Below are 19,740 nucleotides of genomic sequence, written 5' to 3'. Positions count from 1 at the left end.
TTTTTATGGCATGGCCTTTAAACTATCCCCCATTCCACGCATCCAGGAAGCACAGCGATGAGTAAAAAAGCCGTAATGGTGTTCAGCGGCGGGCAGGACTCGACGACCTGCCTGATCCAGGCAATGGCGCTGTATGACGAAGTGCACTGCATTACGTTCGATTATGGCCAGCGCCATGTCGCCGAAATCGAAGTGGCCCGCCAGCTCGCCACGCAATTGGGCGCCACGGTGCACAAAGTGATGGATGTGTCCTTGCTCAACGAGTTGGCCATCAGCAGCCTGACCCGCGACAACATTCCGGTGCCCAGCGTGAACAGCTCCGGCGATGGCCTGCCGAGCACTTTTGTGCCGGGGCGCAATATTCTGTTCCTGACTTTGGCGGCGATTTACGCGTATCAGGTCAAGGCCGAGACCGTCATTACCGGGGTGTGCGAAACCGACTTTTCGGGCTACCCCGACTGCCGCGATGAGTTCGTCAAAGCCCTGAATCAGGCGCTCAAGCTGGGCATGGAGTACGACGTACGCCTGGACACCCCGCTGATGTGGCTGAACAAAGCCGAAACCTGGGCCCTGGCCGATTACCACCACCAACTCGAGCTGGTGCGCGAACAGACGCTGACCTGCTACAACGGCGTGATCGGCACGGGCTGCGGCCAATGCGATGCCTGCAATCTGCGCGCCCGAGGCTTGAATGACTACCTGCAGAACAAGGCGCAGGTCATGCACAGCCTCAAGCACAAGTTACAGCTCCAATAGGCCCGATCCGGCTCCGTTGCGGGAGAGGGCGCCCACGGCTCCCTCGACCGGCGCCCCCCAGTGATGCGCGGTTATCGCGCGCCGGGTTAAATCTGCCCACGCTTATCTCGTCATACCCCTCTGTACGCACTGTGCGAATCCATCACCCGCCTACAAGGAGTAGTCCCCATGGTCAGCGTGAGTCGTCGATCCCTTCTCGCCTTGAGCGCCGCCCTGCCATTGCTGGGGCGCCTGGACTGGGCGCTCGCCGCGACGCCGCAGGCCAAGGCCGATAAGGTCCGGCTCAACTACAACGAAAGCCCCTACGGTCCGGCCCTGGCCGCCCGCGAAGCCATGCAGCGTGGCATCGCCACTACCGGGCGCTACCCCTACAACCACATGTACGCCCTGGCGGCGCTGTTCGCACGGCAGCAGGGCATTGCCGAAGAACAGGTGGCGGTGTTCTCAGGTTCCATGGCGGCGTTGCGTTATGCGGTGCTGGCGTTCACCGGCGATACCCGTGGGTTGGTGATGGCCACGCCGTCCTATGAAGTACCACGCCAGGCCGCCGAAGCGCACAAGGCGCCGGTGCGGGAGGTGAGCCTCGACGCCCATCATGCCCACGATATCCCCGCCATGCTCGCCGCCGACCCTCAGGCCGGCATGCTTTATCTGTGCAACCCCAACAACCCTACCGGCACCCTCACCCCGACCCAGGCCATCCGCGATGCGTTGGCGAATAAACCCAAAGGCAGCGTGCTGGTAGTGGACGAAGCCTATATCGACTTCGCCGACGCCCCCAGCGTGGTCAGCTGGGTCAAGGATCACGACGACCTGCTGGTGCTGCGCACCTTCTCGAAGATCTACGGCATGGCCGGCGCACGCCTGGGCCTGGCCATCGGCCACCCGGCGCTGCTGGAGCGGCTGGCGGTGTTTGGCGGCGACAATGTGCCGGCGGGTCCCTCGCTGCTTGGCGGCCTTGCCAGCCTGGAAGACGTCAAAGTGCTGCCCCAGCGCAAGGCGCTCAATGCGCGGTTGCGCGACGAAACCGTGGCTTGGCTCAAGGGCCGTGGCTACACCTGCACCGCCTCGCAGAGCAACTGCTTCATGATCGACGTCAGGCAGCCCGCGCAGCAGGTGATCGAAAAGCTCGCCGCCGAGGGCGTGCTGATCGGCCGGGTGTGGCAGAACTGGCCGCAATGGGTGCGGGTGACGGTGGGGAGCAAGCAGGAGATGGCGCGCTTTCGCGAGGTGTTTGCCGCGCGGGTCTAGCGCAAGCCCCACGAGGGAAGGGCGGTGCTCCTTCCCTCACTGAGGTTAAGGGTTATTGCTGCGCGATGCTGTACCCATCAAACGCCGTCTTCTGCTGCAGGGCGCTCACCACGTTTTTGCGGGTGACCGGCAACTCGGCGCCGTTGTTGTCGGTGAACGACTCGCTTTGCAGCTCGGCCTCGTCCCCTTCCCCCACAAAGCTGAACCCCAGGAACTCGAACGCTTCACGGTCCACGTTCAGTCTGGAGCGCGGCGTGCGCAGTGGCAGGGTGACGCTGGCGCCGTCCTTGCTGATCACGAACACGTCGGCGTCTTTCTTGGCGCGTGCCGCCTTGCCCTTGCCGGCGCTCGGGTTGCTGATGGCCTGGTGCGTCTGGTTCAACACCTTGAGGGCCAGGCCGTAGACCAGCTCCTGGAACTCGGGATCGTCCTTGAAGCTGGACAGGATGCGGCTGATGGAGAACTTGCTGCTCAAGTCTTCCAAGGCCAGGTTGTCGGCGGCTTCGGCGTCCTTGAGTTGCTTGAGCTGGCCCATCAGGTCGTAGGCCTTGTCGTCGTCGAACGCGTCGTGGGCCTGGCGGATGGCGACGCGCAGTTCGCGGATCTGGTCGCTCTCCTTGGAGGTGTGGAACGCATCCAGCACCATCTCGCTGATGGATTTGGCCGCTGGCACATGCTGTGAAAGATTGATGGCGTTTTCGTATTCAGCTTTGGAGGCCAAGGCGGCCACGGATTCTGCGGTGTAGGAATCGGACATTAAAATTTCACTACTTCAATAAACGAGGACAAAAAAGCGTCGCGCATTTTCAAGGGGTGGGGGAGTCAGGTCAAGGCAGCACAACGCTGTTATCGCGACGAAAGGCTGCCGACCGTGTGGGATCAATCCAATTGCTTGAAGCAGGCTTCAAGGATAGTCAGCCCTTCCTCCAGCACGTGCGGCTCAGTGGTCAGCGGTGCCAGCAGGCGGATGATGTGCCGCGCCTTGCCGCTGGGCATCAGCAGCAGCCCGGCGTCCCGCGCCAGGCCGAGCAGTTGCGTCAATTGGCGGGGCGCCGGCGTGCCGTCGGCGTTGGCCAGTTCGATACCGCGCATGGCGCCGATGCCGGTCAGGCGCCCGAGGTAGGGCGACAGCGCTTGCGCACGCCAGGCGCTGTAGCGGCTCACAATCGCCGCCTCCTGCTGCGCGCCCCAGGCCTGCAGATGTGCGTCCGTCATCACCCCCAGGGTGGCGAGCGCCGCCGCGCAGGCGATGGGGTTGCCGGAGTACGTGCCGCCCAGGCCGCCCTTGGGCAGGTTGTCCATCAGTGCCTTGCGTCCGACCACCGCCCCCAGCGGCACGCCACCGGCGATGCTTTTACCCAGCAGGATCAGGTCCGGTTCGATGCCCAGGCGCGTAAAGGCAAAGCGCTGGCCGGTGCGGCCAAACCCGGATTGGATTTCGTCAGCGATCAACAGAATCCGCTTCTCATCGCAGAAACGTCGCAGGGCCTGGGCGAACTCGCGGTCCAGAGCCAGGAAACCACCCTCGCCCTGCACCGGCTCGATGATGAAACAGGCGACATCATCCACGTCGATTTCCACGCTGAACAGGCGGTCCATGGCCTTCAGCGCTTCTGCGCAGGTCACGCCGTTGTCGGCGCTGGGGTAGGGCAGGTGATACACAGGGCCAGGCAATACGCCGACTTTTTGCTTGTAGGGCGCCACCTTGCCATTGAGGTTCAAAGTCGCCAGCGTGCGGCCGTGGAATGCCCCGTCGAATGCGATCACGGCGCTGCGGCCGGTGGCTCCGCGCACGATCTTCAAGGCGTTCTCCGCAGCTTCCGCACCGCTGTTGGTGAGCATGCCGCTGACCGGGTAGCTCACCGGGATGAACTCACTCAGGCGCGCCATCAGCTCAATGTAAGGCGTGTGCGGCGCGGCGTTGAAGGCGTAGTGCGTGAGTCTGGTCGCCTGCTCGCGAATCGCCTCCACCACGTGCGGGTGGCAATGGCCGAGGTTAAGCACGCCGATACCGCCGACAAAGTCGATATAGCGTTTGCCCGTGGTGTCCCACACTTCGGCGTTCCTGCCGTGGCTGAGGCTGATGGGGTGGACGATGGAAATCGACTGGCTGATGCTGGCGTGGCTCATGAATCCGGGACTCGACAAAGGCGGGTGTTTTTTATCTAAGCCGCCAGCCCGGGTCTGTCGCAAACGAAATAAAGTCTTCGGGTCATTCCAAATCGGAAGGAGCCCTGCCGCGCGGCGGCGTTAGGTCGATACCCCGTCCTTCCCTGCCGCCTTGGCGCGATACAACGCCTGGTCGGCACGCTCCATCAGCGCCGCAGGCGACTCATCCAGCTGACGCTCGGCCACGCCCAGGCTCAGGGTGATGACGAAGTCGGCGGGTGCCGTGATCGCACGCACCTGGCGGCGGATCTGCTCGGCCTGTGCCGTGGCGGTGACCAGCGTGCTGTCGGGCAGGGTCATCATGAACTCATCGCCGCCCCAGCGAGCCAGCAGGTCGCCGGGGCGGGTGCAGCGTTCCAGGCATTGCGCTACGCGCACCAGCGTCTGGTCGCCCAAGCTGTGGCCATAGCGATCGTTGATCGGTTTGAAACCGTCGATGTCCATTGCGATCAGGCACAGCGGCCGGCGAAAACGCTGGGCGCGCTCGCATTCGCGCAGCAGGGTTTTTTCCAGGCGATAGCGGTTGGCGACCAGGGTCAGGGCATCGCGTTCGGCCAGGGCGCGGTTTTCATCCAACTGCAATTGCAGTTGCTGATTGACCCGCGACAGCTCCTGCGTGCGCTCGGCCACCAGCGCTTCCAGAGACTGGTTGCGCTGTTGCAGTTGAACGACTGAATACTTGCGTGCCTGAATGTCGCGATGCGCCCCGATCATCCGCGCCACCGAGCCGTCGTCGTTACGCGCGATGACATAGCCGCGGTCTTCGATCCACAGGTAGCTGCCATCTTTTCGACGGCAGCGGTATTCGGCCTGATAGTAGGGAGCCCTGCGGTTGATGTACTCATCGAACAGGGTCATCACCTGGGCGTAATCATCCGGGTGGATCACGTTTTCCCACGTGAACAGCGTATTTTCCAAGGCGTTGCGTGGGTGACCGAGCATTTCGTACCAGCCTGGGCTGCGGTAGACGAACCCGGTGTTGGCATTCCAGTCCCATATCCCGTCGCTGACCAGTTCCAGAATGGTGTGCAGCATATCGGCGTTGAGGTGTGAGAAATCCTGATGCTGGGGGTTGCCGCCTGACCTGTCGTCCACGTGCTGCTCCTTGCCTGGGGCCGCGCGCTACTGCTCAGGCGCCACCATCCTGGTGCGAGGCTTACCGTTCGCGTTGTGTTGAAAGATCGCGTCCGGTTGGCCCTGTTCGTTGAAAAATACCTGCCCTATGCCCGCCGAATTCCATAACCGTTCGCCGGCCTCGGCATGTTCCGGAATATAGGGCACCACCTGCATGGTGCGCCGACGAGTGAACCCGTTGAGCGGCGAGCGGGGTGAGTATAGCCAGCGGTTGACACGGTCGAACCATTCCAGCAGGCGCGGTGGAAATTCATTCTTGATGCCGCTGCTGGTGATCTGCCAGATGCGCGGGCCGGCGTTGCGATGACGGATCAACACCGAATACACGAACGAATAGTGCACATCGCCCGACAGAATCACGTAGTTACCCGGCGTGCGCGAGTGGCGGAAAATATTGAGGATCACTTGGGCCGCGCCCCGATGTGCCATCCAGTTTTCCGCGTCCACCAGCAACGGGTGGCCGCACCAACTGAAGACTTTCTGCACCGTCTCGATCAACTTCACACCGAAGATCGGCGCGGGCGAGACGATGATCGCCGAGGGATGGTCCAGCAATGCCTGTTGCAGCTCGCTCAAGGCTTCCCAATCCAGCAGGCCGGAGGGTTGTTTGAGGGTGAACTCGCTGCGCCAACGCCGGGTGCGGGTGTCGAGCACAATCAGGGCGGGCGTGGTGGGCAGTACGTAATGCCATTGTTGGAAGTTGAACAATTGCGCGAGCAAGGCATCCTGCGCGGTGGCATCGAGGTGGTTGTCGTGCACCGCAGCGGCGAGGCTCCGGGTTTGCTGCAACAGGCCGGCGAAGGCGTCCGGGTGGTTGCCCCAGCCCTGGCACAGCAGGTAAGCGAGCAGCGCATTGCCGATGATGCGCTTGGAAAACGGGTGCCCGTAGGCGGTCTCTTCCCACTGGGCACTGAGGTTCCAGTCGTCGGTGATGTCGTGATCGTCGAAGATCATCAGGGTGGACAAGTGCGCGAGGACCCGCGCAACCCCAGGCAAGCCACTGCAAAATCGCTCGATCTGCAGGCGTTCGCGGGCATAGCGCGCCAGGTCGTGCGCACTTAACTGCGGCGGTTGGGAAGCGATCAGGCCCCAGGGCGTAGGCGACCACACCAGCAGGTACATGGCCACGACTTCGGCGAAAGTCACCAGATGGTTGTCGGCGCTGCTACTGGTGAAAATCGGTTTTTTCACCCCGCCGAAAAAGCGCTCGCGCAGGGTCTCGTTGCTGTCCAGTGCCGGGAGCAGGTCCGCGCGGTGATAGTAGCTGGCGCGATGCCCGTAGAGGCTGGCGCTGTCGTCCACCACCGCACCGTCCAAATACTCGTCGAACAACCCCAGCCGCGCAGTCAGGGCATGGATCGCCCGCAGCATTGGCCCGGCCACGTCGTCGGCGTACACCTGATCGCCGCTCATTATGAGCAGGGCCGGGCGTTCATCCGGTGCGCGCGCATCGGCAAGCAGGCGATCGACGCAGAGCAAACCGTCGTCGGCGTGATGGTGGGGTTTACGGCAGGAGCCATGCACCAATTGGTGGAGGCGGCTGTGCAGGATGAAATTCGGCGATAGTGCCTCGCCATACACCAGGTGCGGTGCCCAGTGGGCGATGCCGAGGCCGTCAACCAGCAAGTCGTAGTCGATGACCACGTCCTGGGGTAACGCCTGGTCCAGCGGCACATCGATCAGGTGGACGAAGGCGTGGCGCCCTATGGGCACGACCTGACACTGGCCTTGATCCAGCGGGATGTGCAGGACCTGGTCGGCCCACTGCAGCGTCAGGCTCAGGTCCAGCATGCGGCTGCCTGCCAGCCACAGCACCAGCCGCCGAGGCTCCAGGCGACGCAGTAAAGGGCCGGCGAGCACGGCGGGCAGGTTATCGGGGGGCAGCATCCAGGGAAACACTCCAGCCAGGCTTGAGCCGGCAAGGTTAGCGCAGGAAATGTCAGCGTTTTGTTAAAGCAGAGGGGGGACGCAGGGCCGCATATTGCCCTGCGTACACCGGTTTAGAGCAGGTTGCCCTTGCCCAGGCTGTCCAACGTGCCCTGGCGGCGTCGGGAGGTGCGTGAGGAACCGTCGCACGCCTCAGACACAAGGGTTGATAGGCGCTCATCCAGGTTGCGTTTTTTACGCGGCAGGCCTGCTGCCTCGTCTTGCTGCGCGGTGGGGTAATGAGCGTTGCCAAATGTGGAATGAATGGTGCCGAGCATAGTCACTCTCCTTCTGTCAGTGGGTGAGCTTCGCGATCGCGAAGCCGGACCCAACTTAGAGAGGGACGAGGCGGTAAATATATAAACGCCTCGTGGCAGAGTGTGACTGCGCACCCTTGAACCCACGCATTGGCTTGCTCAGGTATGCGAATCGCCGATCACTTTCGGCACCGTAAACCGGAACTCGCTGCCACGCCCCACTTCGCTTTCAGCCACGATCTCGCCGCCGTGGGCCTGGACAATGCCCTGGGTGATATACAGCCCCAGTCCACTGCCGGTGGGATTGTTTTCGGTCTGTGTCCAGTAACGATCGAACACATAAGGCAACTGTTCGGGGGCAATGCCTTCGCCGGAGTCGCGCACCGAAAATACGATTTCCTCGCCGTTGCTCATGGCACTGATGCCGATATTGCCCTGGCGCGGGGTGAATTTGATGGCGTTGCCGATCAGGTTAGACAGCACCTGGAACAAACGCTCCGGGTCGCCATTGATCTGCAGGCCCGGCTCGGCGTTGAACGACAGGTCAATGCCTTTTTCCATGGCCAACGGCGCAAGCAAGGAGTAGGCCTCCTCGAACATCTGGCTCACATCCAGCGCCACCGGCTTGACCACGTAGCGCCCGGCCTCGATTTTGGAGGTGTCGAGCAGGTCTTCCAGCAGCACATTCATGCGCCCGGCTGCCTGTTGCATGGTGTCGATGGCCGTGGAAATTCGCCGCGAAGTGTGTGGGCCCTCGGAGCTGAAGGCTTTTTGCATCATGCCGCAGAGCATGGAGATGACCGTCATGGGATTGCGCAGGTCGTGGGACACCACCGCCACCAGGTCATCACGGGCGCGCACGGCCTGTTGCTCACGCTTGACCTGGCGAGCCAGGTCGTTCTCAAGCGCTGAGCGACGCAGGTCATTGGCGGCGAACAGGTCGCCATGGCTCCATTTGGTCGAGATACCGGCCATCTCCACTTTCCAGATCTCAAAAGACGTGCGCGGACGCAGGCGCATACCGGCGTCGGAGTTTTCCAGGTCCAGCGGTTTTTTCGGGTCGCCGCTCCAGTTGATGTTTTCTTTGACTTCGGGGCGGAACCACAGCACGCCGTTGTCCACCGGCTTGGGCAGGGCCATGGCCAAGACTCCGCTGGCCACCTGCTGGAACTCGGCCGCCGGCGGGTACACCGCCGCCAGGTTATGGCTGGCAAACACCGGCTCGCCGCTTGCCTGCAGCCATTTGTGCAAGGCACGGATCTGTGCCGGCTCCGGGCAATTGCCGTAGCGGTGCAGCTGTTTGTCTTCGATGATCGCCACGCCGCCCGCCAGAGTGAGGTCCATCAGCACTTGCGGCTGTTGGGCCAGGCCGTCGAACACATTGTTGTCCGAGGCTTTCATCGCCTTGTCCAGCCGCGCCAGGGCTTCGACTTTTTCTTCGCGCTGGTGGCTCAGGTCCAGGGCTTCCATGGCGCTGATCTGCAACGAAAGCACCTGGCCGATGGTCTGGCAGGCGGTACGCAGCTCGTTCGGCACCAGCAGCGGCGTGCGGTTGCCGCAACTGATCAGCCCCCACAGCTTGTCGCCCTTCATCAGCGAGATGCTCATGGAAGACAACACGCCCATGTTCTTCATGTATTGGCAGTGAATCGGCGACACGCTGCGCAGGGTGGCGAAGCTCAAGTCCAGCGGCTCTCCGGTGTCCGGGCGCAGCTTGGGTACCAGAGGCACCGGCTCATAATCGGCGTTCGGGATAATGCGCAACCAGTTGGTGCGGTACAGCTCGCGGGCCTGCTCGGGGATGTCAGACGCGGGGAAGAACAGCCCGTTGAACAGTTCCATGGATGGGGCGGATGCTTCGGCGATTACCTGGCCGTGACCTTCTTCTTCGAAGCGATAAATGAGGACGCGGTCGTAACCGGTCATGGCCTGGATTTCGGTCACGCTGATGTCGTACAGCGCCGCCAGGGTTTTTGCCGACTGCAAGCGGCGCAGCATCTTGCCCAAATCACTGGTGCGACCGTTCAGGGCGCGTGGCTGGAAATCCTTGAGACGCGGTTCGAACTCCAGTACCAGCACGTTTTGATGGCGGTGCAACAAACCTTCGAATTGCGCGCCGTTAAGCGTGACGTGCAACGGCGGCGCATCGACAAAAGTGTTGTGTTCAGCCATGGCCTGCACGGCCTGGGCATGCTCGGCGCCGAGCAGGCTGTGCAGCGGCTGGCCCAACAGCGTTTCGGGTGCGTGGTTGAACAGCGTGGCGACGTTGGCGCTGGCCTGGATGATCTTCAGGTCCGGCTCAGACAAGGTCAGCAGCACACCATGAGGCTGGATCGCCCCTGGGAAACGAATGGGTTCGTCAGCGCAGTTGGCGAGCAGCTCTTCAAAATCGTCGGGTTTCATAGCAGTACCTCCTGGCTGTCGAGCCATCGCTCGAAGCAGCTGAATGTCGAACGCGCGGCGTCAACCGCGCGCTGTCGGGCCTTGGCGTCCAGCGCCTGGTTACCCAGATAGTCGAGAAAATCTTTCCAGCGTCGGCCCGTCTCGGCGCCGTACACATCCAGAAACGCGCCACCGTTATCGGCGTCGATGCCCAGGCGACGAGCCATTTCCCGGCGCAGCACCTGGCCGCCCAGGGTTGCGCCTTCGAGTACGTAGAGCGTGCCGAGACAGGCCGCCGGGGTATCCAGGCGAGGCAGCGCGGTGCAATACGGCAGGGCGTGGATGGCGGCGTCGTTCAGGCCCAATGCGCGCAGATCAGAAAGCAGTGTCGGGGTTTTCACACGCGAGGCGGCATCAAATCCGTTAGGAATACGGGCGCTGGCATACAGCGCCGCTTCCATCGGCGCGTAAAACCCGTGATAGGCCTGCAACAGGCGCTGATACCAGTCGGCGTCGAGGCGCTCGGAAAAAAACGGCATGCGCTTCTCCAGCGCCACATGCAGCAGGGCAGTGCCTGTGCGTAACGCGTCAAGCAAGGAGGGCGCACCAACGTCATGGGCCTGAGAAAGCATGCAATAAGCTCGAACTGTGGGCCTGCCGGCCATGAATGACGCGTGGAAATGGGCGACGATTCTACACAAGTCATGGCCATTGACTGTACGCGCAAGGCGAAAAGCCTGACCAGCGGATCAGAAGAGTCGCTCCCTGCCTCATGACTGACCGTAAGGCGTACCGGTAAGTTCGGTTTAGGTGATATTGCAACGCTATCAGTGCAGCGACGAACCCTGCTGGGTCAGCGCCGTTTGCACACATTCGATCAGATGCTCAGTGCTCCATGGCTTGGGCAGGAAACGCACGGAACCGCCCAGTTCTTCCGCCATTTTTGTATTACCCGACGTCAGTACCACGCGCACCGAAGGCCACCGATGGGCAACCACGCGGCTCAAGTCATAACCATTGAGCAACCCTGGCATTTGAATATCGCTGACTATCAGGTCCACAGGGTCGTTCTCGCGTTCGAGGTAAATCATCCCTTCATCGGCTGAAGGAAACGACGTCACAATCGCGCCGAAATCCTCCAGCACATCCACCATCAACGCCCGAATAATTTCGTCGTCTTCCAATACTAAAATCGATGGCTGAGCCATGATCCTTACTCCACCATCAGGGTTCAGTTAGGTGGAGTGGAGCGCAGCGGTATAGGTTCGATTGGATGTGTCCCAAGCGATGGGTGGTCGTCCAGGGCGTCTAGGTTGGGGGTTCATGCCGAGGCAATTGCAGCACAGCGATAATCCGGATGGATGTGCATGGCTGACAAACAGGCATAATCGCTTGCAACCGCCGATGTGGAGTCGCCCATGAAGTACGCCTTTCTGACCCTCGCCCTGATCCTCAACAGCGCCCCGGCCTTCGCCGCCGGGGATGCCGAAGCCGGCGGCAGACTCTTCACGAAAACCTGCGGCGGCTGCCACAGCATCGGCGAAGGCGCGCGTGGCGGTTTCGGCCCACAGCTCAATGGCATCATCGGCCGCCCCGCCGGCACCACTGAGGACTACCAGTACTCCGACGCGATGAAAAACTCCGGCGTGGTCTGGACCCGCGAAAAACTCGCGGCGTACATCGAGAACCCCAAGAAGGTGGTAAGCGGTACGCGGATGATTTTCTGGGGCATCAGCGATCAGGAGAAGATAGAAAATATCCTGGCGTATCTTGAGACGTTTCAGCCCAAGTAGGCATTTGTGCGGTCACACCGTGGGTGCGGGTGTTGACGGAGCGGTAGAGGAGGGGTTTTTTCATCGTCGTCCTTGGGCTGCTTTATAAGTGGCAATGAGCTGAGTAAGTAAAAACGTCAACATTGCGCATCGCACGCCAAATACAGCGTTGCATTTCGTGGAAGCATCAACGAGGTGTGCTCGCTGCGGTCAAGCGCGCTCGCACTAGAGCGCTGTTACTGAACCGCTTTGAGGTAATGCCTGAGTGCGTCGAGCGGGGCGTCGAGCTCCTCCAGTGTCGAGGCTTTTCGGGTGTCGACGGCCAATCGTTCCAACTCCCGTCCCAACACCGTCTCCTTTCCGCCCAGCGCCACCAGCGCCTGCGCCACGCATTCGTCCAGCTTAGTTTGAATCGCACGAAGATCACCCTGGCGCATCAGCAGACCGAACACTTCACGCTCATACGTAGCCATCACCGGGTCGTCGCGCACTATCGGGCTGCCGTCGTCGGTTTCGTGCACCAGCTTGAGGGCAAAGAGCGCAACAGCTTCCAGCGTCAATTCCATGGTGGGGCTTCCTCGGTGTTCGGGCGGAGCGCGATGATCACTGTTCTGACGCCGAAAAAAAAGGACCCAGACGTTTGAGTGACACGGCCTCCAAGGAACGATATTAATTAGCCATGTTCCAAACCGCCGTGCCAAGCTCGCGCAGCCATAAATGGACCGGTGCGAAGTTGAACCGGCGCACTTCATTCACTTACAGGGACGCAAATAATCATGCAGTCATCCTCCACTCCTGCTTCGTCCGACACGGGCGAGCTGATCGCGAGCTTTCGCCACGGCAAGGGTTTTCTGATTTTCAGCCTGATATTCGGCGTCGCGCTGTTGGCGCTCGCCGCGTTCGTGCTGTACCTGGGCACGATCCTGCCGCCGGGCAATGAAGGCCCTGTCGGCATTACGACGTCACGGGGCATGACAATGAACTTCAGCAGCGCGCAATCGGTGATCAACTTCACCAGTGGCCTTCTGGCCATTCTTGGGCTGTGCGTGTTCGGCCTCTACGCTTGGCACAAGAAATTGCGCAGTACCTCTTACGAGGTGTACGAGCATGGCATTGCGCGCATCAACCAAGGCCAGCGCGAATACACTCCGTTTGTAGAGATCCAGGACCTGTACCTGTTCAGCTCCGGGCAAACGGTGATGACGGGCTTGATTACTAACCTGGCCTACCGCCGCACGGCCGCCGAGCCCTTCCATCGCGTGATTGAAAGTCTCAAGGGCTTCCAGGAATTCCAGCAGATGGTGCGCGAGCTGCACGTACGTGCGCGCATGCCGGGTGTGCTGAGCACGCTGGAATCGGGCGAGGCGGTGAGGTTCAATTGCATCAGCTCCGGGCAGGTGTGGGGCAAGCGCATGAGCGGCAATTTCCTCAAGATCACCACGGCGCCCATCCTGGTGAGTGCGCAGTGCCTGGAATACCAGGGGAGCAAGGTGCCGATGTCGACACTGCGCAGCGTCGACCTCAACGCCTGGACCGAAAAAGTGGTGGTCAAGGACGAAAACGGCAAGTCGGTCCTGTCGACCATCGCCACCGGCATCCTCAGCCACGACCTGTTCCTGCATACGCTCGACGCAGTGTTTACCAAAGAGGCTCAAGCGCGCGAGTTGGCGTAAGCCAGTCGCGTGGTCATTGATTGTGAATAAAGGGATTAAACGATGATTTATCGTGGTGCAGGCTGGCTGACGTTGTTCACTCCGGTGGCGATGATTTTATTGCTGATGTGGTTGTGGCCCGACCCCAGCGTCAAGCCCGGCAACACCTCCTTGATGCAACTGTTGGTGGGCGCGGGGATCGGCTCGGCCATCAACGCCGTGCTGGGTTTTGTGCTGAATCGGGAGGTTCATGAAGATGGCGTGCGCCACCACTTCTTTTTCCTGCCCATGCAGTGGCCGGCGCTGGTGTTAATGGTCGTCTGCGTGGTGATTGCGCTGTTCAAGTAAAACTACCGGCCGCTCGGTAAGGGCGGTCGGGTTTCAACTGGTTCGAGGCTCACGCAATACGTGGTGTCACGATCAGGTCCGCTCCCGCCGCTCGGTAGTGCCAGCCCGGCACGCTTGCGACGTGGAGCAACGCCGCATGGCCCGCCTTACCTAGAAATTCGCCAGCATCATTACAGTGAGTAAACCTGCGTTAAATGCTTGCCGTCACTCTTCAACTTGCTCTAACCAAGTTTTGAATTCGAGGGTTTGATCGTCGTGAGTTAAGGCCGCAAGCCCAGGGCGAGCAGCGTGCCAGGGCTTTCAAGCCGCAGGTAGACGATGACACCGATCATCATCACGCAGAACAGCCATTGCAACCTACTCAGGCCGGCGATCCGATAAATCGCCTGCAGCGGCCTGCGCCAGCGGTATTCGCGTTCGGCGGGCACAGCACTTTCCGGCTGCAACACGCCAATCAGCCCGGTGATCGCATAAGTGCCCAGCCCGAGCCACCCGAGCCATTGCCAAATCACAAAGCCAAGCCCCAGTAACGGACCGCTGTTACGAATCAGCAAATCGCGACGGTCCGAGGTCAGGTTGTGGCGCACACACCAGCGGCTGAGGCGTTGGTCGACGTCATGCAGGCTTTGCGCAATGGCCGCCCAGTAGGTGAGCAGCCATTTGCCGACCTGCGCCATCACGTAACCGCCGAGCGCATACAACGGCAGCATCAGCAGCAGGGGAACCAGGCTGGACTCGCTGGAAAGTTGGCTGAGCGTCAGGCAGATTGCCAAAACACAGGCCGCGCGTTTGACGCCATGGCGCAACGGGCGATGGCCGACAAGTTCTTGCCAGAACCATGAATTGTGATTGGGAAACAGTCCCAGCAGATCGGCAAAGTGCGTGGAGAATGCCGTTGACAACTGCTCACACGCCAACCAATCGGCCTCGCCGAAGGTCGCCGCCAGTTGCGCTTGCCGTGCAGGCTCCGCCGACATCAGAAACAACGCCGCCGCGTTGGCCGCCGCGCTGGGGTGTAGCTCACGTTGCTGCGCCAGGGTCTGCAGCTGGTGCAACCAATCCTGTTGCTCGCAGCGCCTGACCAAGGCTCGCCACTGCGCCGTGTCGATAGGGGCAGACGCGCCTTCAGCGTCCCAGGCGAACAGCCGGCACACGCGCTGGAAGAGTTGCGGCGACCAACGCTCATGGCTCATGAACAGGTTCAGCACGTGCACCTGCAATGCCTGGCGATGCTCGAAATCCAGCAACCAGCCCTGCCGACTGGCACGCTCCAGATGCGGAAAGAAAAACGCCTGCTCGCCCGGCTTCATCAGTTGTTCAAGCGCGTCGTACAGCGCTGTGGTCAGCGCATGCACCAACCGCTGATGGGGGAAGCCACCGCTGTTGATCTGCTGCCACGGGGTGAGCCATTGACGCTGCTCCACGCCCCAGGTCAGCAACTCCAAATGCCCGCTCGGCGCATCGACACAGCGCTGGAACAACATCTGTTCGAACTCGGCGGCACAACCTTGAGCCTGGGCTCGGGACCAGTAGTCGTCCACACGGGAGTCGTCGAAGTCGGATAACAGTGCGAAGGCGTGTTCCAGGGAGGAGGGCGTCGGGCCGGGCGCAAGGTGCGTGGCAAACCGCGACGACGTCATGTCCTCGGTTTGAACGGGGGCGGATGCTCTGGCGCGTACGCTGTTGAGTGCCTGCTCGTAAGCCTCGCGTAGGCGCTGGAAGGCGACGGGGTCGTCATCCGGGCGCGTTAGCTTGAGTAACTTGGCGTAGTGGTGTTTGAGGGTGCGCTCGTCGGTGTGCGGGGGCAGGTTGAGGAACTGCCAGCAGTCGGGGGTGGGCATGCACACGGTCGTCATTGAGGCTGGGGTGAGTGATGATAGCGGGTCGGGGTGTGGCGAGGCTTTATGTATCTACACAAATCCTAAGGGCTGGCACATCACTCTGTAGTGAGCAGGCTTGCCCCGCGCTGGGCTGCGCAGCGGCCCTAAAACTACACGCTGAGTAACTAACAGAAAAATCCCGGTGCCTTTAATTGGGACTGCTTCGCAGCCCAGCGCAGGGCAAGCCTGCTCACCACAAAACCTTAGTTTCTCGGGTAATGTTTTCAGCGCAGATGTCTGGGTAGGCTATGGTAGTCGCAGGCAAGCCAGCTCACGCAGTGGATCGTGTTTTCGGCTGGCGTGAGCGGTGAATCGGCCGGCCCGCACTTTTCGACAGGCGAAAAAAAAGACCTTGAATTTCAAGGTCTTTTTTTAAGATGGTGCCCGAGGGAGACTCGTGCACTCCATATAAATCAAGCCTTGCAGAGTGATTTTCTGGGCAGGGATACAAGCCGGGATACATATTTAGTCTGGCTGCGGCTTATCCTTGGTCGGGAAAAGTAATGCAACGCGAGCACGTACGACAGATGCTTCAACGGTTTCGACGAATTTTCTAACGTCCTCCATTGCCTCTGTAACCCATTCTGCAGGGAATGAGTGCTCCGCCCCGTTCTTGTCCTTTCCGTTCCTATGAACAACGTCATGCCTAAGCTGCACCAATTCAAGAAGTCTGATCTTGAGCTTTTCGTCTGGAAAGATATCTACCTCTAGAGCGATCTTAAAAATCACCTCGATTTTTGGGAGGTTGTGATAAAGCAGCCCCTTGAGATAGCTGCGGATTCTGTCACTTACCACCTCAGGGTTCGCCAATATAGCGCTCAAAGGGACCTTCTCAGCGGATAGCTCTTTATCTTTGATGGCTAATCGTTGCATTGCCTGCGGTTCGGTCAGCACTACGCTTTGGAGTGTGTCTCCTAGATACGCCTCCATCGAGCTGATTGTTTCGGCGAAAATCATTCTCTGTATTATCGATGCTGACCGCTTAAAAACTCCCAGTTCACTACCTGAACACTCGGCGAGCACATCACCCAGGTGGTGATAGGTAGAGATGTAAATCTCGTATGGCCTCTGGGGAATAGAATTGTTGAGCCATTCATTTTCCTCTGAGTCGCCCGACCCAAAGGGAGTCTCGTCTGCATCGACATCAACATCGGGATGATCGAGAATTTCTATAAAGCAGCCAGCAGGGGAGTTCTGAATGTTGATATTGAAGAACTCTCCACATTGGTCACATGCCATTTCACCGTCATCCTCCGACAGGGAGTCCGAGAGCGGCTCGACGCACCAATCTACCTCTGGCACTTCAACAGTTACGCAGGCTTCTTGCCTACATGCAGGGCATTCAAATCGTGCCGTGGTGGTTAGCTGACTCATAAATTGCTCGGTTCAGGAGGGGGCGATCATGGGTTAGCGACCAGCGTAGCCTACTTGCCCAGAAACCGCCGGGGCCCCTGGAAGACAAGTGATGGTACGGGGCATGAAACCCGCGGGATCAAGCTAGTGGGAGGTGGTGGAAGTTACTGAAATTTCAATCGTTGAAATTGAAAGGATCTTGAAGAAAAAGGACCATCGTTACCGCTTTGGTAACGGTGGCTTTGTCTGTTGCTGATAGTGAACACCTGCATGGCGTCAACCAGGGAGATGGCTGTCAACCGACTTAAAAAATCCAGCCGCTAACACGAACGCGCGGGTTTCCGACCCCGTACCTTCAAGAGTACTCCAGGGTCCCCACTACCGAACCAAAGCTAAGAGCATGACCCACATCCCTTCGCTGGAGGAGCAATGGTTATGGGGCTCGGGGGGTACCCTAAAACCGTGTTACGGGTGTTACGCTTGTTACGGTGTGTGGTAACTATATGATTTAAAACGATTTATATAGCGTTACACGGTTGTTCTTCGTTTGCCGCTAGACGTGTTACATGGTAAGTAGGTGTTACATCAGTAACTGCTCAGCGAGGAGCGGTTCATGATGAGTTCCGCGAATGTCATCGGACGCGAGCCCTCCGCTTAGAAGGGCCGCTATCGCCCAGCGGTCGTTTATGGTCGCTTTCGGTTAGAAGCGGCCCGGGGAATGCTGCCAACGTTTTGATACGAGTAGCGTTGAAGGGTGAAAATAGGTAATGGACACGCCGCTAGCGACTTCGTAATCTCCGCGCAGGTCATGTTACGTTTTCACTGCGTTTTTCCAAGTCGATGAGGGTTTAGGCATGAGCCGCTATTGGGGCCGAATGGAGGGAAAAATCACTCTGACTAATTATTTTGATTATAATTCTATTGTTGAGTAAGTGAATTTATAAAAAATTAAGAAGATGAAAATGAGTCTAAGTAAAAAATTAAGTAGTAAAAAAACAATTCAGACCGATTTAGGCGAATTTGAATATGTAGGGAGCTTGGGTGAGGGAGGAAATAGCTTCGTTTTTCAATTTAAGAAAGGGGGCACAAGTTTTGCTGTTAAGTTTTTAAAGACTTCAGAAGAATCTAAGTTAAATCGATTCAAGGATGAGTTTTTCTGCTCAGTGCAAATACCTTCACACAAGAATATTGCCAGAACATATCACTTTGACAAAATCGATGTGGAGGATGAGAAATATTTCATTATCTTGATGAAGTACTACGATGGCACCTTAAGCTCCGAGGGGGTTATAAGTACTGATGATGAGGATGCCAGATCGGAAAAAGCATGGAGTTTATTTGCGTGTTTAGCCAGAGCCCTTACCCACCTCCACTCTCATGAAATAATTCATCGCGACCTTAAACCTCAAAATATTTTTTTTGACAAAAGTGCCGATGAATATGTCGTCGGTGATCTAGGGATTGCGCACTTTTCAGATGATAAGTTCGAGAGAGACTCTAAAACAAAGCCATCCGAGCGCATGGCAAACTTTGGCTTTAGCGCTCCGGAACAAATAAATAGCAAAGAGCCAGTCAAGGCATCATGCGATATTTATTCTTTGGGTCAGGTGATTTATTGGTATTTGACAGGTAACACAATTAGGGGTTTGGAAATGCACCCAATTGCAAACGCAAACTCTCCGGAAAAGCTAAAACATCTGAGTCAAATTTTAAGAAAATGTTTGATCAATGATCCGGTTAAACGTTTTCAATCAATGTCAGAGATATCTGATTTTTTAAAGCAGCTAAAACAGCCGAGCAGGCCTGACTACTGGAAAGCACTGCATGCACTGGACAACTCTATCAGGCGCTCAGTACCAACAATACAAGGTGTCTTAGAAATTACCGATACAAAAGTTTGCAATAGATTTTTTAAGAATTTTCAAGAAGATTGCAATTTTGATGACTTCTGGTATATGAGCCTAGATGGTGGCGACAATGAATTAACCGGAATTGAACAGTTGTCAGATTCAAATTACTTATTTTGCGATATGACTGAAATAAAGCTGTCTAAGCTAATTATTCACAGGGACTCTCATTATCCCTACAAAAATTTCTTTATTTTGTTATTAGCGCCGTCAGCCCCTTTTGATCTCGTTGATAATGAAGGGCAACCAATTTCAAGGGCGTTAGGCGCAGAGAGAAAAACTGATTATGCGACGCTATGGGGCGACCAGTATATCGACTGTAACGAAACGAACAACGGATATTATGAACACAAGGGTGATGTGTTAAAGGTTGATCGTGATTCATTCAAAGACAGAGATAGGCATCTTGAAAAGTATGCCTATATAGTTGTGCCGAAAGGTACTGCAACAGCGTGCATGATGGACAGAACTCCAACAGAAAGGTTTCTTGAGAGAGTGGTTAATGCGGGGGGCATTGAGCCCTCTTCCTTGGAAACTTACAAAAAAGAAACACAAAGCCATCATAGCCCTGAGATAACGATGTACAACTGATCAGCTCCAACGAGCGATCAAAAAGCATAAGTTGGGTCGCCCCTTAGCTAAAGTAGCCGTGTGCAGCCGTGTATCTGGCTGCCTCGGACGGGGAGATGGTGGACTTTTGGGATTGATCGCTGTCGATCTGTAGCTGCAGAATTCGGCCAGAAGCGGATGCTATACGGTCAGTGAGCTCAGCCGTATGTTGCAAATCTAGGCCGGATTTAACGTTCGATAGCTGTCGTCCCGCGTTTTGAACAAGCGCCCCGCTAATTTCTAGGATCATCCTAGGCGGCGTCGACTATGCTAGACAACCCTTACCTCCCACCTGTCTGAACCAATGTGCGTTGGTCACCCCATGAGTGGGTCGGCGGTTGGTA

The 19,740-nt window shown here is 58.2% G+C and carries 17 protein-coding genes; 6 read left to right on the top strand and 11 right to left on the bottom strand.

All coding sequences use genetic code 11. From position 1 onward, the window contains the following. Positions 1-57: 57 nt before the first annotated feature. Positions 58-756: a 7-cyano-7-deazaguanine synthase QueC gene (gene queC, locus PSH94_RS21035; protein ID WP_181078734.1), complete on the top strand. Its 699-nt coding sequence runs from the start codon at positions 58-60 to the stop codon at positions 754-756. Positions 757-924: 168 nt separating this feature from the next. Beyond that, positions 925-2,007 (top strand): pyridoxal phosphate-dependent aminotransferase, encoded by a 1,083-nt coding sequence (locus PSH94_RS21030; protein WP_305435683.1) that lies wholly within the window; start codon positions 925-927, stop codon positions 2,005-2,007. A gap of 52 nt (positions 2,008-2,059) precedes the next feature. Here the strand turns inward: PSH94_RS21030 and PSH94_RS21025 are convergent, their stop codons facing one another. The 8 genes from PSH94_RS21025 to PSH94_RS20990 all read right to left on the bottom strand — a co-directional run bounded on the left by PSH94_RS21025 (position 2,060) and on the right by PSH94_RS20990 (position 11,083). Next, positions 2,060-2,764, bottom strand: a complete 705-nt coding sequence (locus tag PSH94_RS21025; RefSeq protein WP_181078730.1) for a hypothetical protein — start codon at positions 2,762-2,764, stop codon at positions 2,060-2,062. A gap of 122 nt (positions 2,765-2,886) precedes the next feature. Continuing rightward, positions 2,887-4,137 carry an aspartate aminotransferase family protein gene (locus PSH94_RS21020; RefSeq protein ID WP_305435681.1) on the bottom strand — a complete coding sequence of 417 codons (1,251 nt, stop codon included), beginning with the start codon at positions 4,135-4,137 and terminating at the stop codon, positions 2,887-2,889. A 120-nt stretch (positions 4,138-4,257) separates the two neighbouring features. Next, positions 4,258-5,271, bottom strand: coding sequence for a sensor domain-containing diguanylate cyclase (locus tag PSH94_RS21015; RefSeq protein ID WP_305435680.1), 1,014 nt, complete (start codon positions 5,269-5,271; stop codon positions 4,258-4,260). Between the two features lie 27 nt (positions 5,272-5,298). Further along, the gene (locus tag PSH94_RS21010) at positions 5,299-7,197 is read right to left on the bottom strand and encodes an alkaline phosphatase family protein (RefSeq protein ID WP_305435679.1); all 1,899 of its coding nucleotides are present in this window, start codon (positions 7,195-7,197) and stop codon (positions 5,299-5,301) included. A gap of 113 nt (positions 7,198-7,310) precedes the next feature. Continuing rightward, a complete protein-coding gene (locus PSH94_RS21005; protein ID WP_305435677.1) occupies positions 7,311-7,514 on the bottom strand; it encodes a hypothetical protein in 204 nt (67 codons plus the stop codon). Between the two features lie 138 nt (positions 7,515-7,652). Beyond that, positions 7,653-9,896, bottom strand: a complete 2,244-nt coding sequence (locus PSH94_RS21000; protein ID WP_253509292.1) for an ATP-binding protein — start codon at positions 9,894-9,896, stop codon at positions 7,653-7,655. Beyond that, positions 9,893-10,507 carry a biliverdin-producing heme oxygenase gene (locus tag PSH94_RS20995; protein WP_305435676.1) on the bottom strand — a complete coding sequence of 205 codons (615 nt, stop codon included), beginning with the start codon at positions 10,505-10,507 and terminating at the stop codon, positions 9,893-9,895. The genes PSH94_RS21000 and PSH94_RS20995 overlap by 4 nt, the downstream gene beginning before the upstream one ends. A 195-nt stretch (positions 10,508-10,702) precedes the next feature. After that, positions 10,703-11,083 (bottom strand): response regulator, encoded by a 381-nt coding sequence (locus PSH94_RS20990; RefSeq protein WP_181078694.1) that lies wholly within the window; start codon positions 11,081-11,083, stop codon positions 10,703-10,705. A 210-nt stretch (positions 11,084-11,293) separates the two neighbouring features. On the opposite strand from PSH94_RS20990, the gene PSH94_RS20985 reads away from it, so the two are divergent. Next, positions 11,294-11,668, top strand: coding sequence for a cytochrome c family protein (locus tag PSH94_RS20985; RefSeq protein WP_181078692.1), 375 nt, complete (start codon positions 11,294-11,296; stop codon positions 11,666-11,668). A 215-nt stretch (positions 11,669-11,883) separates the two neighbouring features. Here the strand turns inward: PSH94_RS20985 and PSH94_RS20980 are convergent, their stop codons facing one another. Continuing rightward, a complete protein-coding gene (locus tag PSH94_RS20980) occupies positions 11,884-12,213 on the bottom strand; it encodes a hypothetical protein (RefSeq protein ID WP_181078690.1) in 330 nt (109 codons plus the stop codon). A 210-nt stretch (positions 12,214-12,423) separates the two neighbouring features. Here PSH94_RS20980 and PSH94_RS20975 point away from each other — a divergent pair, with 210 nt between their 5' ends. After that, a complete protein-coding gene (locus PSH94_RS20975) occupies positions 12,424-13,320 on the top strand; it encodes a hypothetical protein (protein ID WP_253509290.1) in 897 nt (298 codons plus the stop codon). Positions 13,321-13,362: 42 nt separating this feature from the next. Then, positions 13,363-13,647, top strand: coding sequence for a hypothetical protein (locus tag PSH94_RS20970; protein WP_181078687.1), 285 nt, complete (start codon positions 13,363-13,365; stop codon positions 13,645-13,647). Positions 13,648-13,907: 260 nt separating this feature from the next. On the opposite strand, the gene PSH94_RS20965 is transcribed toward PSH94_RS20970, so the two are convergent. Further along, positions 13,908-15,488, bottom strand: coding sequence for a J domain-containing protein (locus PSH94_RS20965; protein ID WP_305435674.1), 1,581 nt, complete (start codon positions 15,486-15,488; stop codon positions 13,908-13,910). A gap of 504 nt (positions 15,489-15,992) precedes the next feature. Next, positions 15,993-16,901: a hypothetical protein gene (locus tag PSH94_RS20960; RefSeq protein ID WP_305435673.1), complete on the bottom strand. Its 909-nt coding sequence runs from the start codon at positions 16,899-16,901 to the stop codon at positions 15,993-15,995. Positions 16,902-17,842: 941 nt separating this feature from the next. Here PSH94_RS20960 and PSH94_RS20955 point away from each other — a divergent pair. Then, positions 17,843-19,378, top strand: coding sequence for a protein kinase (locus PSH94_RS20955; RefSeq protein ID WP_305435672.1), 1,536 nt, complete (start codon positions 17,843-17,845; stop codon positions 19,376-19,378). Positions 19,379-19,740 lie beyond the last annotated feature (362 nt).

This window comes from Pseudomonas sp. FP2254, assembly GCF_030687695.1.
Classification (GTDB): Bacteria; Pseudomonadota; Gammaproteobacteria; order Pseudomonadales; family Pseudomonadaceae; genus Aquipseudomonas; species Aquipseudomonas quebecensis.
The sequence above is the reverse complement of the archived record's forward strand: the minus strand, read 5'-3'. Positions and strand labels throughout refer to the sequence as shown.